The organism is Planotetraspora silvatica (genome assembly GCF_016863315.1).
Lineage (GTDB): Bacteria > Actinomycetota > Actinomycetes > Streptosporangiales > Streptosporangiaceae > Planotetraspora > Planotetraspora silvatica.
On record NZ_BOOQ01000047.1, the window covers coordinates 1 to 17822 of the forward strand.

Annotated in this window: 16 protein-coding genes; 5 read left to right on the forward strand and 11 right to left on the reverse strand. The window is 68.6% G+C overall.

Annotation, left to right across the window (positions count from 1 at the left end; all coding sequences use genetic code 11):
- Positions 1-231 precede the first annotated feature (231 nt).
- The 3 genes from Psi02_RS31255 to mads6 all read right to left on the reverse strand — a co-directional run bounded on the left by Psi02_RS31255 (position 232) and on the right by mads6 (position 2993).
- The gene (locus tag Psi02_RS31255; protein WP_203979438.1) at positions 232-648 is read right to left on the reverse strand and encodes a pyridoxamine 5'-phosphate oxidase family protein; all 417 of its coding nucleotides are present in this window, start codon (positions 646-648) and stop codon (positions 232-234) included.
- A 52-nt stretch (positions 649-700) separates the two neighbouring features.
- Positions 701-1342, reverse strand: a complete 642-nt coding sequence (locus Psi02_RS31260; protein ID WP_203979439.1) for a response regulator transcription factor — start codon at positions 1340-1342, stop codon at positions 701-703.
- Positions 1343-1556: 214 nt separating this feature from the next.
- Complete coding sequence (mads6, locus tag Psi02_RS31265; protein WP_203979440.1) at positions 1557-2993, reverse strand: methylation-associated defense system protein kinase MAD6; 1437 nt, start codon at positions 2991-2993, stop codon at positions 1557-1559.
- Positions 2994-3404: 411 nt separating this feature from the next.
- Between mads6 and Psi02_RS31270 the strand changes: the two genes are divergently transcribed.
- Positions 3405-4454 (forward strand): NAD-dependent epimerase/dehydratase family protein, encoded by a 1050-nt coding sequence (locus Psi02_RS31270; protein ID WP_203979441.1) that lies wholly within the window; start codon positions 3405-3407, stop codon positions 4452-4454.
- A gap of 89 nt (positions 4455-4543) precedes the next feature.
- Positions 4544-4837, forward strand: a complete 294-nt coding sequence (locus Psi02_RS31275; RefSeq protein ID WP_203979442.1) for a hypothetical protein — start codon at positions 4544-4546, stop codon at positions 4835-4837.
- A gap of 5 nt (positions 4838-4842) precedes the next feature.
- On the opposite strand, the gene Psi02_RS31280 is transcribed toward Psi02_RS31275, so the two are convergent.
- The 3 genes from Psi02_RS31280 to Psi02_RS31290 all read right to left on the reverse strand — a co-directional run bounded on the left by Psi02_RS31280 (position 4843) and on the right by Psi02_RS31290 (position 8280).
- Positions 4843-5868, reverse strand: coding sequence for a methyltransferase (locus Psi02_RS31280; protein ID WP_239095312.1), 1026 nt, complete (start codon positions 5866-5868; stop codon positions 4843-4845).
- A 115-nt stretch (positions 5869-5983) separates the two neighbouring features.
- Positions 5984-6541, reverse strand: a complete 558-nt coding sequence (locus Psi02_RS31285; protein WP_203979443.1) for a hypothetical protein — start codon at positions 6539-6541, stop codon at positions 5984-5986.
- Complete coding sequence (locus Psi02_RS31290; protein ID WP_203979444.1) at positions 6538-8280, reverse strand: PHP domain-containing protein; 1743 nt, start codon at positions 8278-8280, stop codon at positions 6538-6540. The genes Psi02_RS31285 and Psi02_RS31290 overlap by 4 nt, the downstream gene beginning before the upstream one ends.
- 1900 nt (positions 8281-10180) lie before the next feature.
- Between Psi02_RS31290 and Psi02_RS31295 the strand changes: the two genes are divergently transcribed.
- Positions 10181-11362 carry a carboxylate-amine ligase gene (locus Psi02_RS31295; RefSeq protein ID WP_203979445.1) on the forward strand — a complete coding sequence of 394 codons (1182 nt, stop codon included), beginning with the start codon at positions 10181-10183 and terminating at the stop codon, positions 11360-11362.
- A gap of 66 nt (positions 11363-11428) precedes the next feature.
- Here Psi02_RS31295 and Psi02_RS31300 read toward each other — a convergent pair whose 3' ends face one another.
- The 4 genes from Psi02_RS31300 to Psi02_RS31315 all read right to left on the reverse strand — a co-directional run bounded on the left by Psi02_RS31300 (position 11429) and on the right by Psi02_RS31315 (position 14956).
- Complete coding sequence (locus Psi02_RS31300) at positions 11429-12064, reverse strand: TetR/AcrR family transcriptional regulator (protein ID WP_203979446.1); 636 nt, start codon at positions 12062-12064, stop codon at positions 11429-11431.
- A complete protein-coding gene (locus Psi02_RS31305; RefSeq protein WP_203979447.1) occupies positions 12048-12929 on the reverse strand; it encodes an oxidoreductase in 882 nt (293 codons plus the stop codon). The genes Psi02_RS31300 and Psi02_RS31305 overlap by 17 nt, the downstream gene beginning before the upstream one ends.
- A 199-nt stretch (positions 12930-13128) precedes the next feature.
- Positions 13129-14496 carry a sensor histidine kinase gene (locus Psi02_RS31310; RefSeq protein WP_239095313.1) on the reverse strand — a complete coding sequence of 456 codons (1368 nt, stop codon included), beginning with the start codon at positions 14494-14496 and terminating at the stop codon, positions 13129-13131.
- A 106-nt stretch (positions 14497-14602) separates the two neighbouring features.
- Positions 14603-14956, reverse strand: a complete 354-nt coding sequence (locus Psi02_RS31315) for an MmyB family transcriptional regulator (protein ID WP_203979448.1) — start codon at positions 14954-14956, stop codon at positions 14603-14605.
- Positions 14957-15238: 282 nt separating this feature from the next.
- Between Psi02_RS31315 and Psi02_RS31320 the strand changes: the two genes are divergently transcribed.
- Together Psi02_RS31320 and Psi02_RS31325 are read left to right on the forward strand one after the other, a co-directional pair.
- Positions 15239-15499 (forward strand): SHOCT domain-containing protein, encoded by a 261-nt coding sequence (locus Psi02_RS31320; protein WP_203955072.1) that lies wholly within the window; start codon positions 15239-15241, stop codon positions 15497-15499.
- A gap of 129 nt (positions 15500-15628) precedes the next feature.
- Complete coding sequence (locus Psi02_RS31325) at positions 15629-17047, forward strand: sensor histidine kinase (protein ID WP_203979449.1); 1419 nt, start codon at positions 15629-15631, stop codon at positions 17045-17047.
- Between the two features lie 95 nt (positions 17048-17142).
- On the opposite strand, the gene Psi02_RS31330 is transcribed toward Psi02_RS31325, so the two are convergent.
- On the reverse strand, positions 17143-17805 hold the full coding sequence (locus Psi02_RS31330) for an NAD(P)H-binding protein (RefSeq protein WP_203979450.1): 663 nt from the start codon (positions 17803-17805) through the stop codon (positions 17143-17145).
- Positions 17806-17822: the final 17 nt, after the last annotated feature.

Here is a 17822-nt window from a genome sequence, read left to right on the forward strand (position 1 = left end):
CCGCCACCGCCGGCCACGCACCGCTCCCGGAAAAGCCTCGGACAGGGCCTCGGACGGTGCCTCAGGCGGAGCCTCGGACAGAGCCTCAACCGGCGCCACCGCCGGTACGCCATCGAGGCCGTCAGGGCCATCGGGTCCGTCAGCTGATCCCTCCTGATCAGGCTGATCAGGCTGATCAGGCGGGAAGCGTCCACACAGCGGCGACCGATCAAGAACCCCCTGGCGTTCTGATCAATTGCGTACTCGGCGTCCGGAGATCTCCTCCGGCGCCATCACGATGAAGTGGATGAAATGATCATGACTTCTGGGTGCCCAGGGCGTCAGGGGGAGCAGGGACAGCCGGGAGATCTCATCGGGTTCCACCACTGCACGCGCATGTCCGATGGCGGTCACCGACCAGCCGACCCGCATGGCGGCGTCGAAGTCGTCCACCTCGAAGGCCACGATGGAGTTCTTCGCGGCGCCCGCGACCTTGGAGCCGATGGTGGTGCGGATGACGACGTTGCCGTCGATCAGGCAGAAGGCCACCGGCTGCACGGCGGGGAGAGCGCGATCGGTGAAGACGATCCTGCCGATCGGGGTCGATGCCAGCAGATCCAAGCACTCGTCCCGCGAGAGGATCTCCAGGCCGGCCGAGTCGAGCTTCATGCGAGCAAGCCTGCTCGATCAAGAGCGATACGGATAAGGGGCGAAGGTCCCGTCATTCCTGTCGATCGGCCTTCAATCGGGCGGCCAGCGCGGCCGCCTGCGTACGGCGCTGCATGCTGAGCTTGCTCAACAGATTGGACACGTAGTTCTTGACGGTCTTCTCCGCGAGGAAGAGCCGTTCACCGATCTGCCGGTTGGTGAGACCCTCACCGATCAGCTCCAGGATGTGCCGTTCCTGGTCGGAGAGGGCGGCCAGCGGGTCCTTCTTCGTGGCCTGGTCGCGCAGGCGCCTCAGCATGGTCGCTGTGGTGTGCGGGTCGAGTAGTGACTGCCCCGCGGCCACGGTTCGCACCGCGCCCACGAGATCCGATCCGTGGATCTGCTTGAGCACATATCCCGCCGCGCCTGCCATCACGGCGTTGAACAGCGCGTCGTCGTCAGCGAACGACGTCAGGATCAGGCAGGCCAGATCCGGCACCTTGGAGCGAACGTCCCGGCACACGTCGACGCCGCTTCCGTCGGGAAGCCGCACGTCGAGCACCACGACGTCCGGCTTCAGCGCCGGGATCCGCGCCATCGCCGACTCGGCGGTGGCCGCCTCGCCGGCGACCTCGATGTCCGGCTCGGACTCGAGGAGCGCCGCGACGCCCCGCCGGACGACCTCGTGATCGTCCACGAGGAAGACGCGAATCATGTGATCACGCTAACCGCGGTCCCGGCGGCCGCTGTAGGGGCCAAGGTCCCGACATGCTCCGCCCGCATCCAACGGCCCGGACAGCAGGCGCGGACAGCCACGGCATGGGCCGCGAGCGCAAGAACGGCGAACGCCAGGAAAGACGGGCTCCAGGGGTGAACAGCCTGCCCTCAGAAGAACGACCGGAGAATCAGAAGATCGACCGGAGAAACGGTCACCGACGGAAGACACGACGCATCGCGCCTCGAAGCCGCTCCATCGCGACCGTACGGCGCCTGCCCGTCTGGGGATCCCCGAAGCGCCGATTGTCGATCTGGGCATTGCGGGCTTGGCGGAGCTCGAGGCGGGCCGTCGCGGCGTCCGGCCGTTTCGACGGCGTGTGGTCGCGCATGCGCCGCACCAGGTCCATGACCTCGGGCGGAACCTGGCCGCCGTCGGCCTCTCCGTCCGGATCGGGAAAGGGGAGCTGACCGGTGAGCAATTGGAAGGCGATCACGCCCGCCGAGTACACGTCGGACGCCGGAGTCATCCGGTCGGGTCTGGCCCGGCATTCCGGAGCCACGTAGTGGGTGTCGAGGATGTTGGGGAGCTCCTGGGCGACCGTGTGTTTGCGCGGCCCCGGCTTGGCGTAGTCGAAGCCGGTCAGAATCGCACGGCTGTTCTCGGTGACGAGCACGCAGGCCGGCGTGAGAGCCCGATGGATGACCTTGTTGGCATGGACGTGGGCGAGCCCGAGCAGCATGTCCTCGAGCACGTCGAGCTTGGCTTCGGTCGTCAGCGGGTGCCCGGTGAGGTGCAGGTGCAGCGCCTGGCCGTGGACGTCGTCGAGAACGAGGACGAACCTGCTCTCGTCGTCGATCGCGAAGAAGTCGCGGGAGCGTACGACGCACGGATGCGGTGGGATCTTGGCGAGTGACTGATAGGCGTTGGCGATGCGCCGCTGCTCCGCCGCGCGACGTTGCTGCTCCGCCATCGGATCGGCCCGATAGACCCGGAGCAGGACGGTCTCGCTGGTCGGGGCCGTGGCGTTGACCGCGCGGTATTCGGTGACCCTGCTGTCTCCGCCGAGCTGCTCCTCGACCTCCCAGTTGCCGTACCGAGGCGGCGCCGTGGGCCGGCGCACGGTTCCGTTGAGCGCCTCGATGACCGCGGTCCGGTACGGCGTGGCGTCGCGGCTGCAGCCGTGCCGTACGCGGGAGACGTCGCTCAAGATGGTGACCAGCCCGGCCAGATCGGTGACGTGCCGTGCGTCGCGGCCACTGGGGTCGATCAGGACGGCGCCGGGGGCGGTCAGCACGACGATGTTGTCCACGTACAGCCGCTCGAGTTCGCGGTGTTCGTCGATCAGGACGCCCTTGAGCGCCCGGGCCGTCCCTCTGAGTTTGGCCACAGGGGATCCGAACGCCTCCCTGTGCTGGGGGAACCATCGAGTGCCCGCCACTTCGAAGCGGCCGCGTGCGCCCTTGACGTCGATGACGCAGAGCGAGTGGCCGGTGAGCACGACGAGGTCGACCTCGAACAGGTCCGCGCCGCGTGGGATCTCGATGTTGTGGAGCAACAGCCAATCGTCAGGGGCGTTGTCTCGCAGGTGCGCGATGACCCTTCGTTCGGCGTCATTGACGGGGCGTCCGCCACCGACGATCTGAGCCATCTTTCCCTGCCGCCTCTCTGACCATAAATGAGAACTTGATCCTCCTGAGTATCGGTATTCCCGTACCACCACTGGATTCCCCCTGATTGTCCAAGTGCAACCTTTCGTCTGGCCCGCAATGGGCGAAATGCCAGTGAGGTGAAGTGAGGTGACCTGCGAGTTCGCCCTGCCGGGAGGTGGCCTTCGGGAGGCGTGGCCCGCGGGTGGGCCAGTGCGGGGCTGGCCGCCGCACGCGGAGTAGGGGCCCGCGGGTGGGCCAGCGCGGGGCGGTCCGTTCCACGTGGAGACGGGACGCCCCGGCGCGAATGATGAGCGCCAGGGGTGAGCGATCATTCAGGCGGCGCGCCGAAGCGCCATGCCACGCGAGCCGCTGTCCGTTTGTCGACCTATTGACCGGGAAACGGATTGTTTATGCGGATTATTGTGGTCGGCGCCACCGGGAACGTCGGGACCAGCGTGGTTTCGGCCCTCGAGTCCGAGCCCTCTGTCACCTCGATCGTCGGGGTCGCGCGACGGCAGCCTGAGTGGCGACCAGGCAAGACCTCCTGGCGAACGGCGGACGTGAGCAAGGACGACGTCACGGAGATCTTCGCCGGGGCGGACGCGGTGATCCATCTGGCCTGGGTGTTCCAGCCGACCCATGATCCGGTGACGACCTGGAGGACCAACGTCCTCGGCAGCATGCGTGTCTTCCGGGCCGCGGCGACGGCGGGAGTGGGCGCGCTCGTCCACGCGTCGTCGGTCGGCGCCTACTCGCCGGGGCCGAAGGACGGCCCGGTCGACGAGACCTGGCCCACCCACGGCTGGCCCAACGCGGCGTACGCGAGGGAGAAGGCCTACCTCGAACGAGTCCTCGACGTCTTCGAGCACGATCACCCCGGCATCCGGGTCGTCCGCATGCGCCCCGGGTTCACCTTCAAGCGGGAATCGGCCACCGAGCAGCGGCGGCTGTTCGCGGGCCCGTTGCTGCCCCAGGGGCTGGTACGGCCGGGGCTGATCCCGTTGATCCCGGACATCCCCGGGCTCCGGATCCAGGCACTGCATTCCGACGACGCCGGCCAGGCCTACCGCCTGGCTGTGACCCGGCCTGTCTCCGGCGCGTTCAACCTCGCCGCGGACCCCGTCATCGATCCCGAAGTCCTGGCCGAGTTGTTCGGCGCACGCCGCGTGCCCGTGCCGCCGTGGCTGGCCAGATCGGTGATCGCCGCCGGCTGGCATCTGCACCTGATCCCGGCGTCACCGGGCCTGGTCGAGATGGCCCTGCGGATTCCCCTCATGGACGTGACCCGCGCCCGGACCGAGCTCGGCTGGCGCCCTCGCCGTACGGCCACGGAGGCCCTGAGCGAGCTGATCCAGGGCATGCACGCGGGGGCGGGGACGGCCACCCCGCCGCTCGCGTCGGTCTCAGGACTGCAGGACTGGATGAAGGAGCCGGCCGGTGGTGACGGACGGCGGCGGTAGCCGGTCACGCCCGAGGGCGTGTGGATCTCCGGCCGAGAGCTGCCGTACTCCGTAGTCGCGGGCCTGCCACACACGAAGGGAGCGCTCCGATGTCACTCGTCGATCAGGAATGTGTCAGGCAGTTGATCGAGTCCCCTGATCCGGACGTGGCGCTGGTCTTCGTCCGGGGGGAATGCGTGATCCGCTCCCTTGGCGAGATCGAGCGGGAGATGCGGGAGATTGAAGAGGGAGTTCAGGCGGAAGGCGTGAAGCCGCACCGCACGCTGGTGATCGTACGGCGGGAGGACATCCCGGGAGTGCTCTCCGGCCAGCCGGTGACCGAGGAGCGGATCGCGTCGCTGGCCCACTGCCTGGACAACGTCGCGAGGGATCTCGGCGCCTGAGCGGGCTACCGTACGGCCAGTTCGACGATCGACAGCGTCCCGGCCGGATGGACGGCGATCGTCGTGAGGCCGGCGGATTCCCCCAGGGCGGAGAGTTCGGCGACGCCGCGCTCCTTGCCGCCGAAGTAGACGAGCATCCGCAGGTCCATGGCGGTGATCACCGATTCGCCGTCGGTGCCGGTCTTCTCGACGACGAAGACGGATCCCTTGGCGCCGGCCGCCTTCGCGCAGGACCGCAGGATCGCCCGGGCCGCGTCGTCGTCCCAGTCATGGATGATCGCTGACAGAAGGTACCCGTCGGCGCCCGGCGGCAGGGCTTCGAAGAAGTCGCCGGCGGCGACGTCGCTCCGGTCGGCGAGGCCGGCGGCGGCCAGGGTGGCCCGCGCGGCCGCGGCGGTCTCAGACTGGTCGAACACCGTGCCGCGCAGCGTGGGGTAGGCCCGCAGCAGTGCCGCCATCAGGGTGCCGTTCCCACCGCCGACATCGATCACGTGCCCCAGCGATCCCCAGTCGTACGCCGAGATGATCGGTGGCGCCCACGCCGCCACGTCGACGCCCATCTGGGCGTCATAGGAGGCGGTGCGGACCGGATCGGCGGCCAGATCATCCCAGAAGGGACGGCCGAACTGCTCGGGAAAGGCCGGTCCGCCCGTCCTGACGCTGTGCAGCAGGTGGGCGAACGACAGGTCGGCGCGGCCGATCGCGCCTTCGAGGTCGAGCATCTCGCGAAGGCCCCCGGCACGAAGAGACTCGCCCAGCGGAGCGAGCGAGTACGCGCCCGATTCGTCCCTGACCAGCACGTCCGCCGTCGCGAGGTGCCGCAGCAGCCGTTCGAGCGCGTCCGCGTCGGCGTTCACGGCCTCCGACAGGTCCTTCGCCGTCCGCCGCCCCTCGGCGATGTGGTCGGCGATGCGCAGGGTCGCCGCCACGCGCACCGCCATCGGCGTCACCAGATCGGAGACCGTCCCCAGATCGACGCCTCCGTCGCCCCCGATGCCTCTGTCGCTCTCGTCGCCCTTGTGTCGTGCCACTGTGATCTCCTCCGCTTCGTGAACCGTTCGTCCCGGTCGTACCGGACGGACAGTTCTACCGCGTAGTCCAGCGAAGATCACCTGGTTTTCGGCGTGCGCCGTCAGCCGTGCGCCCTCAGCCGTGGTCGCCGCAGCAGGGCGTCGGGTTGGGTACTTCCGCCGGCATCAGCGTCCCGCCCGAGGCCGGCATGGTGAGGAGGGTCATCACGCCGTCCTCCCACACGGGCCGGACGAAGTCGTTGGTCGCCACCGCCAGGGCGTCGTCCGCCGGCTCCGACTGCGCGAGCACGCGGACTTTCGCGACGGCCGACCGTTCGACCAGCTCACCGACCGTCACCGTGCCGACGAGATCGTCCCTGCCGGGGAACATGACGATCCGGCCGCTCGCCCGCGACGCGTGCGCCGCCGCCGCGAGCGCCGCGCCGTCCGGGTTCGAGCCCGTACGGCTCTCGCCCAGCGAGGCGGACACGCCCTCCGGGAGGAGGGCCAGGTCGACCGAGGTGGGGACGGTCACGGAGCAGGCCACATGAGGCATCCCCGCGGACACGAAATGGGTGCATCCGACCACGTCGGACGGCAGGCCGAGCACCTCCACCACAGTGTGGAGAAGGTGCTCGGCCTCGGTGACCGTCCGTGATCCGGAGTCGATGCCCAGGATCATCGGCGTCGTCATCGGCGGGGCAGGATCCAGATCGGGTTGCTGTAGAACCAGAGGTCCTTCCACGGGTCGGCGTCACCGAAGACGTCGATCGCTGGGCCGTTCGGGTCGACCGACGCCCCGAGCAGGCCGGGAGCGGTGCGGTTGCCGTCGGTGCCGCGCAGACGCACGTAGATGGGGCGGTCGACCGCGCCGACGTTGTACGTGAAGCTGACGGTGCCGGTGTTCTTGTTGACCTCGAAGGACTTGACGACCTTGGTCTTCGGCGTGGTGAAGGTGTCCTTGTTGGACGCCGGGCCGGTCACGTCGCCCTGGATGACGTCCACCCGAGCCAGGGTCGGGATGACCTGGGCCCAGTTGGGACGGTTCGCCAGCGTGATCTCGATGGAGACCTCGACCTTGGACCCCTGGCGGACGTGCAGCGCGCCGCCGAGGGTCACGCCGCGGGTGTCCGACGTACGGGCGCGGACGATCAGGCCGCTGATCAGGCCACCGTGGTCGACCCAGATGCGGCCGGCGCGCATGGCGTCCATGACCGCGCCGTAGCCGAAGTCCGTGGCGCCCACGTGGGTCCGGCTGTAGTAGCCCGGCCAGAAGTCACCCTGGGTGAGGACGGGGCCGCCGCCGTAGACCGGGTCGTTGTACCGGCCGTTGGCCTCGAAGTCGCTGTTCGGGCCGCGGAGGCTGGTGTCCTGGTACACCGTGTGGGCGTCGGAGTTCGCCGTGATCCACCAGGTCTTGCCCTCGGCCAGGAGGCTGTCCCACAGACCGCCGACGGTCGAGGTCATCCAGTCGAAGCCGCCGAAGGTCTTGTAGCTCTCCGCCGGGTAGCCGGGCCAGGAGTCCGCGCTCGGGGTGCTGTCGTAGAAGCCGCGGCCACTGCCGGGGCCGTTCGGCTTGGGGATGCCCGCGGCCTGGTGGCCGGGAGCGCCCTCCATGCCGACCGCGATCGACGGCTGAGCGTCCCGCCAGCCGCGGATCTCGTGCGGCGAGTCGAGGCCCTTGCGGGCGGGGTGGTTGGCGAGGAACAGCGCGTCGTCGACGCGGCGCTTCTTGACCGCCTCGGCGAGGAAGTTGAGGCCGGCGATCGCGAGGGCCTCGTTCTGCGGCGTGCTGGCGGTCGCGTTCTTGACCGAGCCGTCGAAGGAGTTCTCGAACTCCTTCAGCGTGGCGACCTCGTTGCGGCCGGGGGCCACGAAGACCGTGCCGTGCTCGGCGCCCGGAATGTTCCACTCCAGGCCCTGGAAGACCAGGGTGTCCTTGATGACCTTGCGGGCCGCGACGATGTCGGGGTTGACCTTGTCGACACCGATCTTGGCGTGCGCGACGCTGCCGTGGTCGGTGATGACCATCCAGTCCAGGCCGTACGCGTTGGCGTGCTGCACGTGGTCGATCACCCGGTACATGCCGTCCGAGCTGTGCTGCGTGTGGATGTGGTGGTCGCCCGCCAGCCACAGATAACCGTCCCGGGGCTCGCAGTTGCTGCGGCCGTAGGACTTGCCGGAGTCGGCGGCCGCCTGGCCAGGCGTCCCGAGGACTCCGGCGGCGGTGATCCCCGCGCCGAGCAGTCCGGCGCGCCGGAACATCTGACGGCGCGACACCTGACCGGGGGAGAGTTCCGAGTCCGGGATCGACATGTCGACGACCGGCGCCATGTCGCCCTGGTCGGCGGCGTGCTCGTGGGTGTGCCCGTGCTCGTCGTCGTGCGAATGACCGTGTGAGTGACCGTGCGGGTGCGTGTGCCCGTGGCTCATGCTGTGTGCCCCTTCGTCCCGCCGGAAGGTAGATCATGTTCCGGCTACGTAGGCACGATTGCGAGGTTCAATTAACCGGGCGTAAACGTAGCGAGCCGCGAAAGGGGCCGGTTACTGTACGGCTACCATTCCGGTGTCTGTGTGTGCCGGAATGGTCACTGTGTGTTATTGAGCCAATCGCTACGTCGTGAGCAGGGGGCTCGCTTCACGGGTTTCACCGGATAGCCGAAGCGATTGGACTTCGCGGACGCGGGCGCGCCTCATCTCGTGGCGAAGTCCTTTGCGGGTGGCCGTTTCGACGTGAAACGGCGCGCGTTACGGGGCTGCCGATCATGCGGCGGGGCATTGGGTGGATCCACGCAGGGTGACGGGGGGACGTTCTGCCCTCCCTCACCGTCAGGCAACGGCGTGTCGCGTCGTTATCCCAATTTCCGGAAAAGGCCGACGGACATTTCGGACACGAAATCACCCTTTTCCGGGACAAAGGTGGACGTAAGTAGATAGACGTCTTGTGATTTTGTCGTCACTCTGCGTATGGACCCTAGAATGCCGCTCGAATCCATTGCGTACACGGTGTGTTACCTGTGACCATGAAATGGAAGGTCCGGAATCCCCTCCAGCCGGGTCGGCCGAGGTGGCGGTATTTTCCGTGGCTTGCGGGCAGACCCCAATGGAATGGAGTTCCCGGTTGGACCTTTAACCGTATTCGTGGTCACAAGCCGCGAATAGAGCATATCGGGGGAGGCCACAATGACGGTTATTCGGCCTCGCGAAAGCGGGGGGCGCGGTCGTGACGGGCGGGGTCGCGACCCGGAGTACGGCTCCTGGATAGGAGAGGTGGCGAGAGTGGTCCGGGACGTGGTCGACAGCACGCCCCGGACCATCCGCCTCTGCATTCTGATCGCGGTTGCCGCCGCGTCATGGGCATACCTCAAGTAGCGCTGGTGACGTACCTGTGGCCGCGGGCCCTAGGTTAAGCCGAGCAGGTCCTCCAAACGGTCCGATTTACGGGATCGCGACGATAATGAGGACCAACGCCAACGCTTGACCAGGGCCCGCCGCCAAGGCCGTGGGAGTCGTTTCACAGAGTCGTGGGCGACTTCCCATAGATGAACCGCCGGGTGGACCGCCGGCAGGTGCGTTCCTTCCGTTCCGGTGTTCGGCGGATGCCCCATGAATGCCCGTTAGGCGGCGGCTGTGCGTGGTCGGGTGCGGCTGTGCCCAGCCCGAGTCGGGGACGGCCGAGCGAATGGCCGAGCGAACGGCCGAGGAGATGGCCGAAGAGAATCGGACGCGAATCCGAAGCCGAGTCCCATTGAATCCGCAGTGAATCCTCGCGATCGGCCCAGAACCCGTGTGCGATTAAGTGCTGAGATATCGCACGATTTCGGATCCGTCGGCCGGGTCACTGCGTGAACATCCGGAGGAAATGGACCTGTGTGTCCACGCGAGCGTGCCGCATCCCCTCATTCCTCTCCTCCTCGGGCCCGGCCCGCCGGACCGCGTCGGGCTCTGCCGGTCGTCACTCTCCGGATCCGGCCGCGGGTCGCCGGCAGAGATCCGGCAGAGATCCGGCAGCAGACGGAGCAGTGGTTTGGCGTCATCTTTGAGCTTTTGGGTGATTTGCCGCCCTCGGTCGGGATAAGGGCGCGGTAGGTGAAGTAATCGCGATGCCGCCGACGCCTTCGATGTCGTCGGTGCATGCGTCTGGGAGGCGCGACATCACGTCCGGACACCGCGGGTTCCGCCGTACACCGGCACCTGGGGGAGCGACGCGGACATGACGCCCGCATGACCGGTTCCATCAATCCGGAAGAGAGATCGAGATGCGATCACGGCAAGTCGTGCGCCTGCCGGCGCCGGCCCGAACAGCGGGTGATCGGCGGGAAAGGGTCCGGCCGTGACGACGGCGGTCCGCTCCCGCGGTGCGAGGGCGCATCCTGCCGTCGCCGCGCATGCGGCCCCCGTCCCGGCGCTCACCATGGGAGTGGAGGAGGAGTTCCTGCTGCTCGACCCCGAGACGGGACGGGTGGTGCCCGGGGCCGATGTCGTCCGCGGGCGCGTCCGTGGTTCCATCGCGGCCCGGCTGGTCCCTGAGCTGACCCGATTCCAGGTCGAGAGCAACTCCGAGGTCCACACCGATCTGGACCGTCTCGGCGACGACCTGCTCGAATTGCGCAGGGTGGCCGCGTCGGCCGCCGCCGCGTCCGGACTGGGCCTGGTCGCCTGCGGGACGGCACTCAGCGGGAACGTGGGGATCCCGCCGTTGAGCCGGTCTCCCCGTTACCACGACATCGCCCGGGAGTTCCGCGCCGTCATCCGCGGGCAGGGCGTCTGCGGGTGCCACGTTCACATCGGGATGGACGATCACGAGGAGGCCGTGCAGGTCAGCAACCACACGCGCCCGTGGCTGCCGGTGCTGCTGGCGCTGACGGTCAACTCTCCGATCGCCGACGAGCTCGACACCGGGTACGCCAGTTGGCGGACGATGTTGATAGGCCGGTGGCCGAGCGCGGAGCCGCCGCCCTTCTTCCACTCGTTCGGGCACTACGAGAGCCTCGTCTCCGGCCTGCGGGCGAGCGGGGCGATCATGGATCGCGGCATGGTGTACTGGCTGGTCCGGATCTCCGATCACGTGCCCACGCTGGAGTTCCGCACCGCCGACGTCTGCGCGACGGTGGAGGAGACCGTGCTGCTCGCCGCGCTCGTCCGGGCGCTCGCCGCGACCGCCGTGCTCGACGTCCGGGCGGGGATCGCGGCACCGCAGATCGACCAGACACTGCTGCGGGCGGCCTTCTGGCGGGCGGCTCGGGACGGCATGGACGGTCATGGGCTCGACCTGCTCACCGGTAGCCGAGTGCCCGCCTGGCGGCTGGTCCGCAGGTTGATCGACCGGGTACGGCCGAGCCTCGCGGCCAGCGGTGATCTGCGCACGGTGACCGCCGCCCTGGATTCCATCCGGCGCGTCGGTTCCGGAGCGGCGCGCCAGCGCGCCGCCTACGCACGCCGCGGCCACCTGCCGGATGTGGCCCGGCTGCTGATCGAGCAGACCGTCGCCGCACCCGCGCGCAGGGCTCTGTGAAGACCGGGGCCCGGTCCTCAAGGTCTCCAGGGCGCTCGGGGTGCGGGGTGAGGGGTGCTCGGGTGCTCAGTCCGCGCCGGTCGAGGTGTGCCTGAGCAGCCCGTAGAGCGCCGCGCCGCTGATCGCGTCGGCCTCCTCCGGGGTGAGCGGACGGTGGCCGGAGATCAGCCGGAAGACGAGGGGCCCGAAGAGGATGTCGATGGCGGTCTCCACGTCGATGGCCGGATCGACCTCGCCACGCCGTACGGCACGCTCCCACAGCACCCCGATCGCCACGCGCCTGCCGTGCAGGAAGTAGACGCGGAAATAGGGCGCGGCGCCGGGGTCGCTCACACAGGCGGCCAGGAGCTGGGCGAACACGGTTCCCGCCGGACTGGCGTAGAAGGCGCTGACCAGGCGGACCTGCTCGGCGAGATCGCCGCGGGCCGTACCGGTGTCCGGCAGCGCAACGGTCTCGGCCATGCGACGCCCGAACGCCTCGGCCGCGACGGCGGTCTTCGACGGCCAGTGCTTGTAGAGGGTGGCCTTGCTGACCCCCGAGCGTTCGGCGATCGCGTCGACCGTCACGGCCGGGAGGCCGCCCTCGTCGAGCAGGTCGCAGGTCGCTCGGAGCGCGGCCTCGTGGACCCGGCGGCTGCGTGCGCCGGTCGGGTGCACGAGGATCCCCTCGGGTACCCGCGCGGGCTCAGCCTCGGGTGACATCGGCGCCGACATCGGGATGGTCCGTCGAGACGGACACGGCACGCCAGGTGTCGAGCTCGCGCCGTACGGTCGCCAGCTTCTCCTCCACCCGTTCCACGCAGTCGGCGCCGAGTTGCAGCCGCAACGGCGCGCGGGGCGACTCGGCGATGTCGACGATGGCCGCGGCGGCCTTGACCGGATCGCCGCGCTGGACATGGTTGACCATGACCGCGTTGTGGCGCATGGCGCCTGACGAGGCGGAGTAGTCGGAGATCTGAGCCGTCTCGGTGTGCAGGCTGCTCGCGTCGAGGAAGTCGGTGCGGAAATAGCCCGGCTCGACGATGGTGACCTTGATCCCGAGCGGTTCGAGCTCGGCGCTCATCGCCTCGGAGAATCCCTCCATCGCGAACTTGGTCGCGGAGTAGATGCCCCACCCGGGGGAGCCGGCGAACCCGCCGACCGAGCTGATGTTGATCACATGCCCGGACTTCTGCCGGCGCAACACGGGCAACACCGCTCGCTGCACGTTGAGCGTGCCGAACACGTTGGTGTCGAACACCGCTCGGGCGGCGGCGTCACTCGCCTCTTCGACCGCGCTGAGCAGGCCGCGCCCGGCGTTGTTGACGAGGACGTCGATACGCCCGAACGTCTGTACGGCACGAGCGACGGCCGCGTGCGACTGCGCCTCGTCGACGATGTCCAGATCGACGGGGAGAAGCCGGTCGTCCGCGCCGGGGAACCGGTCGTGTATCCGGTCGTATATGCGGTCGTGTATCCGGGAGCTGTCGCGGGCGGTCGCGACGACCTGGTGCCCGCGGGAGAGCGCCGCACGGACGATCTCGCTCCCGAAGCCTCGTGAGGCTCCGGTGACGAACCAGACGCTCATCTCGTCCTCCTCATGGAGTTCACCCTCAGCCGATCAAGCCGACAGCCGATCAAGCCGATGAAACTAAACTGAACGACTAGTTCAGATTAGATCGCGGAGGCGGCATGGAGCAAGCGGCGTCAATTCCCCCGTCGGTTCTCAGCCCGGTTGACCAGCCCGGTTGACCAGCCTGTTTGCCGGCCCGGGTGCCAGGGCCGGTCTATGGCCGGTTGCCGGGCCGGCCGCTGTCGGTCATCGCACTCAGGCGCATGACGAATCGGGCGCCCCGGGGGGAGTCCTCCACTTTGAGCGTGCCGCCGTGGGCCTCGACGATTTCACGGGAGATCGCGAGCCCGAGGCCGGTTCCGCCGGGGTCGCGGCGACGGGCGTCGTCCAGGCGGGTGAACCGGGCGAAGACGCGTTCGCGGTCGCGGGGGGCGATGCCCGCGCCGTCGTCCGTCACGCTCACGACGGCCTGGCCGTTCTCCGACTCGACGGTCACCTCGACGCTGCTGTCGGCATGGCGGCGGGCGTTGTTCAACAGGTTGTCGATGACCCGCATCAACTGGATGCGGCAGCCGCTGACCCGTACGTCGCCGGTCGCGTTCACATGCACGGGCACGGTGTCGATCCGGCCCGTCACCGCCTCCTTCGCCAAGGCGCCGAGCTCGATCGGCTCAGGCGGCTCCGGGTCGCTGGCGCGCAGACGGGCCAGCACCAGCAGGTCGCTGACGATGGCCTCGAGCCGGTTCGTGGTCGACAGCGCCGTCCGGAGGGTCTCCTGCGCGTCGACGTCCTCGGGATGAGCGATCGCGTCCTCAAGGGCCACGCGCAGGCCCGCGATGGGCGTCCGCAGTTCGTGAGAGGCGTCCGAGGCGAATCGGCGCTGCTGCTTGACCGCGATTTCGAGCCGGTCGAGTGTCTGGTTGGCGGTCCGCGCGAGCATCGCGATCTCGTCCCTGCCGGGCGGCAGCGGCACCCTCAGGCTGAGGTCGCTGCCGGTGATCTCCGACATCCGTGCACGGATCGTCTCCACCGGACGGAGTGTCCGGCCGACCAGCGTCCAGGTGACCCAGGCGACGAAGGTCAGGATCAGCAATATGCCCGCGAACAGGCCCAAGTCCAGCCAGCAGGTGGCGAGGATGGTCGGCTCGGGGAGTCCGGCGTAGACGACAGGCGAGTTCGCGGCGGGCGTCACCCGGATCGCCATGAGCAACACGCACTCGTGTCCGGGCTCACACGAGGTGATGTTCTGGAACCGGTCGTTCGACGGAGGGCGGACCGTGCTGATCGGAGGCCTGTTCCATGCCTGCTTGCTGGCCTGCAGGATGCGTCCGTCCGCGTCGACGATCTGGATCAGGTTGACCCTGGTCATGGAGGGCAACGTGTGCGGCACGCTGCCGTTCCGCACGGCCGCGCTCCACTGGCTGGCCACGGCCTTGGTGTCCTCGAACGCGTTGGCCTCGACCCGGTACCGGGTGGCCAGGTCGACGCTCACGCCGATCGTGACCAGAAAAAGCAATGACAGGGCCGTCGCCATCATCGTGTAGCGCATGCGGATGGAACGGGGGCGGAGCACCGGCCTCACCCGTCTCCTTCCGGCCGGGCCCACGGCCACGACGAAGACCGCGGCGGCACAGGGGTCCGGCGCGGGCGGTGGGGAACGGGCTGGAGCCGAGCCTGTCGGGGTGGCGTCATGGGCGACGGGCGTTCAGCAGGTCGAGAGCGCGCTCCGACCGGCTGCCCGGCTCGGCCTGGAAGATGATGAGCTGCTGGCCGGGCGCGCTGTTGACGGCGAACGTCTCGCAGTTGAGCCTCAGGTCGCCGATGCCGCGGACGTGGAACAGCTTGGACCCCTGGATCTTGGGCTGCACGTCGTGGCGCTCCCACAGCCTGTAGTCGGTGCTGACCCCGGCCAGGGTCGCGAGCTCTTCCCGGCGAAGTCCCGGTGTCCGGCGTCGGCCCGTGCGTGACAGTCCGACGTCCTCGATTGCCGTGCATTCACGGCGAGCTCGGAGAAATTGTCCGAGAAGACTGGATCTGTCCACATAGTCACTTTAGGGTGCTATGTCCTTTTTAAGGTGGCAGTGGTGCACCCAGGCAGAACGCACCCTGGCAGGTCAGGAGGCATGTGGCGGACTATTGGGTCATGGCGACAGCTCAAGATTCATCGTGGTCACCACTTCGGTGGAACGCACAGTGATCATCGAGCACCGCCGGCGGGACAGCGGCCCCACGTTTCGATCCTTCCTACCACCGCTCACCGCCGTCACTGCGACTCGTTCCGCGGCTGGGGGGCCGCCGGGCCGAGAAGGGAGAACAGCAAGCTGATGTTTCTTTACGGCATAGCGATCAGCGAACAGGAAGCGTTGTTCCTCATCGTCAGCGTCCTGTTCTGGGTAGCGATCATCGGTGGCGTGGGAGCCGTGCTCCGTACCAAGGTTCCCGTCTCCGGACGTGGAGCGGGATCTCGGGAAGAGGACATGTTGTTCCGGAGGTTCGTCGACGGCGAGATCGACGACGACGAGTACCGGTTCCGCCGTGAAGCCCTCCGTCAGATCCCTCACCCCTGCGGACACGACGGCTCCTGACCCAGAGCCGATCCGACGATCCGACCCCAAAACCAGATCCTGAGCGAGACCCGTGAGGGGGTGTGCCGGCACCTTATGCCTCCGTCGCTACGACATCTGCGGCTGCGTCCGCGGTCGATCAGGGGGCGAGTGACAGCCCTGATCACCTTCTTCGCGGTGCTGTTGCTGGTGCCCGGAGGAGTGGCGGCGGCCGCGGTGGCGCGGCAACGGCTGACCGACATGGAGTGGGAGCACGCACACGCTCAGGCAGTCATCACGGCAGCGGACATCCGCGCCGGACATCTGACGAATCCGATCACTCCCCGTGTCACGGGAGCCGACCTCATCCAGGTCGTGGCCTCTGACCACCGTGTCGTCGCATCCTCCATCGGCGCCAAGGCGCTTCCGCCGTTGACCGACGCGTGGCCGACCAGGCAGGAACCCCGCCTGGACGTGCAGACCTGTGGGCTTCCCCATGTCGGCTGCGTCCGGCTGGAAGCGGTGCTCGTGCCGAGCGTTCCGGTGAAGCCCGCCGTGAACGGCCCGCCCAGCGGCTCTCCCGGCACCGTGGACACGGCGTCGGCCTTGCAGGGCCCGTTCATCGTCTACGTGGGCGAACGGGTGTCCAGCCCGATGTCCACGGGGATCTTCGACACGTTGTTCGCGATCCAGGTCGCCGGCCTGATCTTCCTCACCGCCTGGGCGACCTGGAAGGTCACCGGCCGGACGTTGCGCCCCGTGGGGGCGATCAGGGCTGAGCTGGCCGCGATCAACGTCAACGACCTGAGCAGCCGTGTTCCCGAACCGGTCGGCGAGGACGAGATCGCACGGCTGGCCAGAACGATCAACAACACCCTCGGCCGGCTCGACCACGCTCAGCGCGGGCTGGAGCAGATGCTCGAGCAACAGCGGCAGTTCGCCTCCGACGCCTCCCACGAACTGCGCACCCCGATCGCGGGACTCCGTACGCAGTTGGAGGACGCCGTGCTCCATTTCGACGCGACCGACCTCCACGCGATGCTCGACCACGCGCTGGGCGACGTCGACCGCCTGGAGGCGATCGCCGCGGACCTGCTGCTCCTGGCCCGCCTGGGCACCGATGCGCCGGAGAACCGGGTCTCCCTCGACCTGGCCGAACTGGTCGAGGGAGAGGTCTCCACCCGGGCCGGCCGGCATCCGACCCATCTCCGCCTGGAGGCCGGCACCATGGTCGGCGTCGTTCCCGGGCAGATGCGCCGGGCGCTGTGCAATCTCCTGGACAACGCGCAGCGCCATGCCAAGGGCGCCGTGTCCGTCGACGTCCGCCGGGCCGGCGACGGCGCCGAGCTGATCGTCAGCGACGACGGGGAGGGCATCCCCGTGGCCGACAGGGAGCGGGTCTTCCTGCGGTTCACCCGGCTGGACACCGCTCGGAGCCGCGCCCACGGCGGAACGGGCCTGGGCCTGGCCATCGCCCAGGAGATCGCCCGCGCCCATCACGGCACGTTGTCCGTCGAGGACTCGCCCAACGGCGGCGCCCGCTTCGTCCTCCGTGTTCCCCTCGACGAATCGTCTCCGGCGAAGAGCTGACGGGGGAGCTGATGGGGGAGCTGACGGGGGAACCGGCGAGGGAGCCGGCGAGGAGTCGTCGGGGCCGCCATCGGCACGTGCGGCCCCGGAGCGGTTCAGCCCGCGGCCGCGTTGATCTCCCTGCTCCCCAGGATCCGGGCATCCGTCCCGCGTCGCGCGACGGCGATCATGGCTCTGCCCACGTTCGCCGTCGTGGTCACGTGGCCGGGCCACAGGCGCCTCAGGAGCGGGTAGGCGGGGGCGACGGCCCGGTACATGACCTGGTACCACCGCGTCTTGGATCGCACTCCGTGCCCGGGCTGGACGTAGCCGAGACGGAACACGTACGCCGCGAACGGCAGACGGAGCAGCGCGTTCTCCGTGCGGCCCCGGACACGCGCCCACATCACGCGCCCCTTCTCCGACCGGTCGCTTCCCACGCCCGAGACGTAGACGAAGGTCATGCCGGGGTTCTGCTCGGCGAGGACGGTCGCCGCGGCGAGCGTGATGTCGTACGTGACACGGCGATAGTCGTCCTCGCTCATGCCGATGGAGGAGACGCCGAGGCAGAAGAAACACGCGTCCTGGCCGGAGAACTCCGCCTTGAGTGAGGAGAAGTCCGAAAAATCCTTATGTATTACCTCGCGGATCTTCTCGTCGCGGAGGCCGGTCGGTGTGCGCCCCACGACCAGGACCTCGTCCACCCCGGGATCGAGGAGGCATTCCCGCAGGACGCCCTGCCCGACCATGCCGGTCGCTCCGAAGACGACGACCTTCATCGTGACTCCTCCTTCTC

What these genes read in the sequence shown, in the direction of transcription:
- Psi02_RS31305 (WP_203979447.1), bottom strand. Translation starts at nt 12,929, where the DNA reads ATGAGCGTCTGGTTCGTCACCGGAGCCTCACGAGGCTTCGGGAGCGAG.
- Psi02_RS31300 (WP_203979446.1), bottom strand. Translation starts at nt 12,064, where the DNA reads ATGTCACCCGAGGCTGAGCCCGCGCGGGTACCCGAGGGGATCCTCGTG.
- Psi02_RS31255 (WP_203979438.1), bottom strand. Translation starts at nt 648, where the DNA reads ATGAAGCTCGACTCGGCCGGCCTGGAGATCCTCTCGCGGGACGAGTGC.
- mads6 (WP_203979440.1), bottom strand. Translation starts at nt 2,993, where the DNA reads ATGGCTCAGATCGTCGGTGGCGGACGCCCCGTCAATGACGCCGAACGA.
- Psi02_RS31320 (WP_203955072.1), top strand. Translation starts at nt 15,239, where the DNA reads ATGTTTCTTTACGGCATAGCGATCAGCGAACAGGAAGCGTTGTTCCTC.
- Psi02_RS31290 (WP_203979444.1), bottom strand. Translation starts at nt 8,280, where the DNA reads ATGAGCCACGGGCACACGCACCCGCACGGTCACTCACACGGTCATTCG.
- Psi02_RS31260 (WP_203979439.1), bottom strand. Translation starts at nt 1,342, where the DNA reads ATGATTCGCGTCTTCCTCGTGGACGATCACGAGGTCGTCCGGCGGGGC.
- Psi02_RS31270 (WP_203979441.1), top strand. Translation starts at nt 3,405, where the DNA reads ATGCGGATTATTGTGGTCGGCGCCACCGGGAACGTCGGGACCAGCGTG.
- Psi02_RS31285 (WP_203979443.1), bottom strand. Translation starts at nt 6,541, where the DNA reads ATGACGACGCCGATGATCCTGGGCATCGACTCCGGATCACGGACGGTC.
- Psi02_RS31275 (WP_203979442.1), top strand. Translation starts at nt 4,544, where the DNA reads ATGTCACTCGTCGATCAGGAATGTGTCAGGCAGTTGATCGAGTCCCCT.
- Psi02_RS31330 (WP_203979450.1), bottom strand. Translation starts at nt 17,805, where the DNA reads ATGAAGGTCGTCGTCTTCGGAGCGACCGGCATGGTCGGGCAGGGCGTC.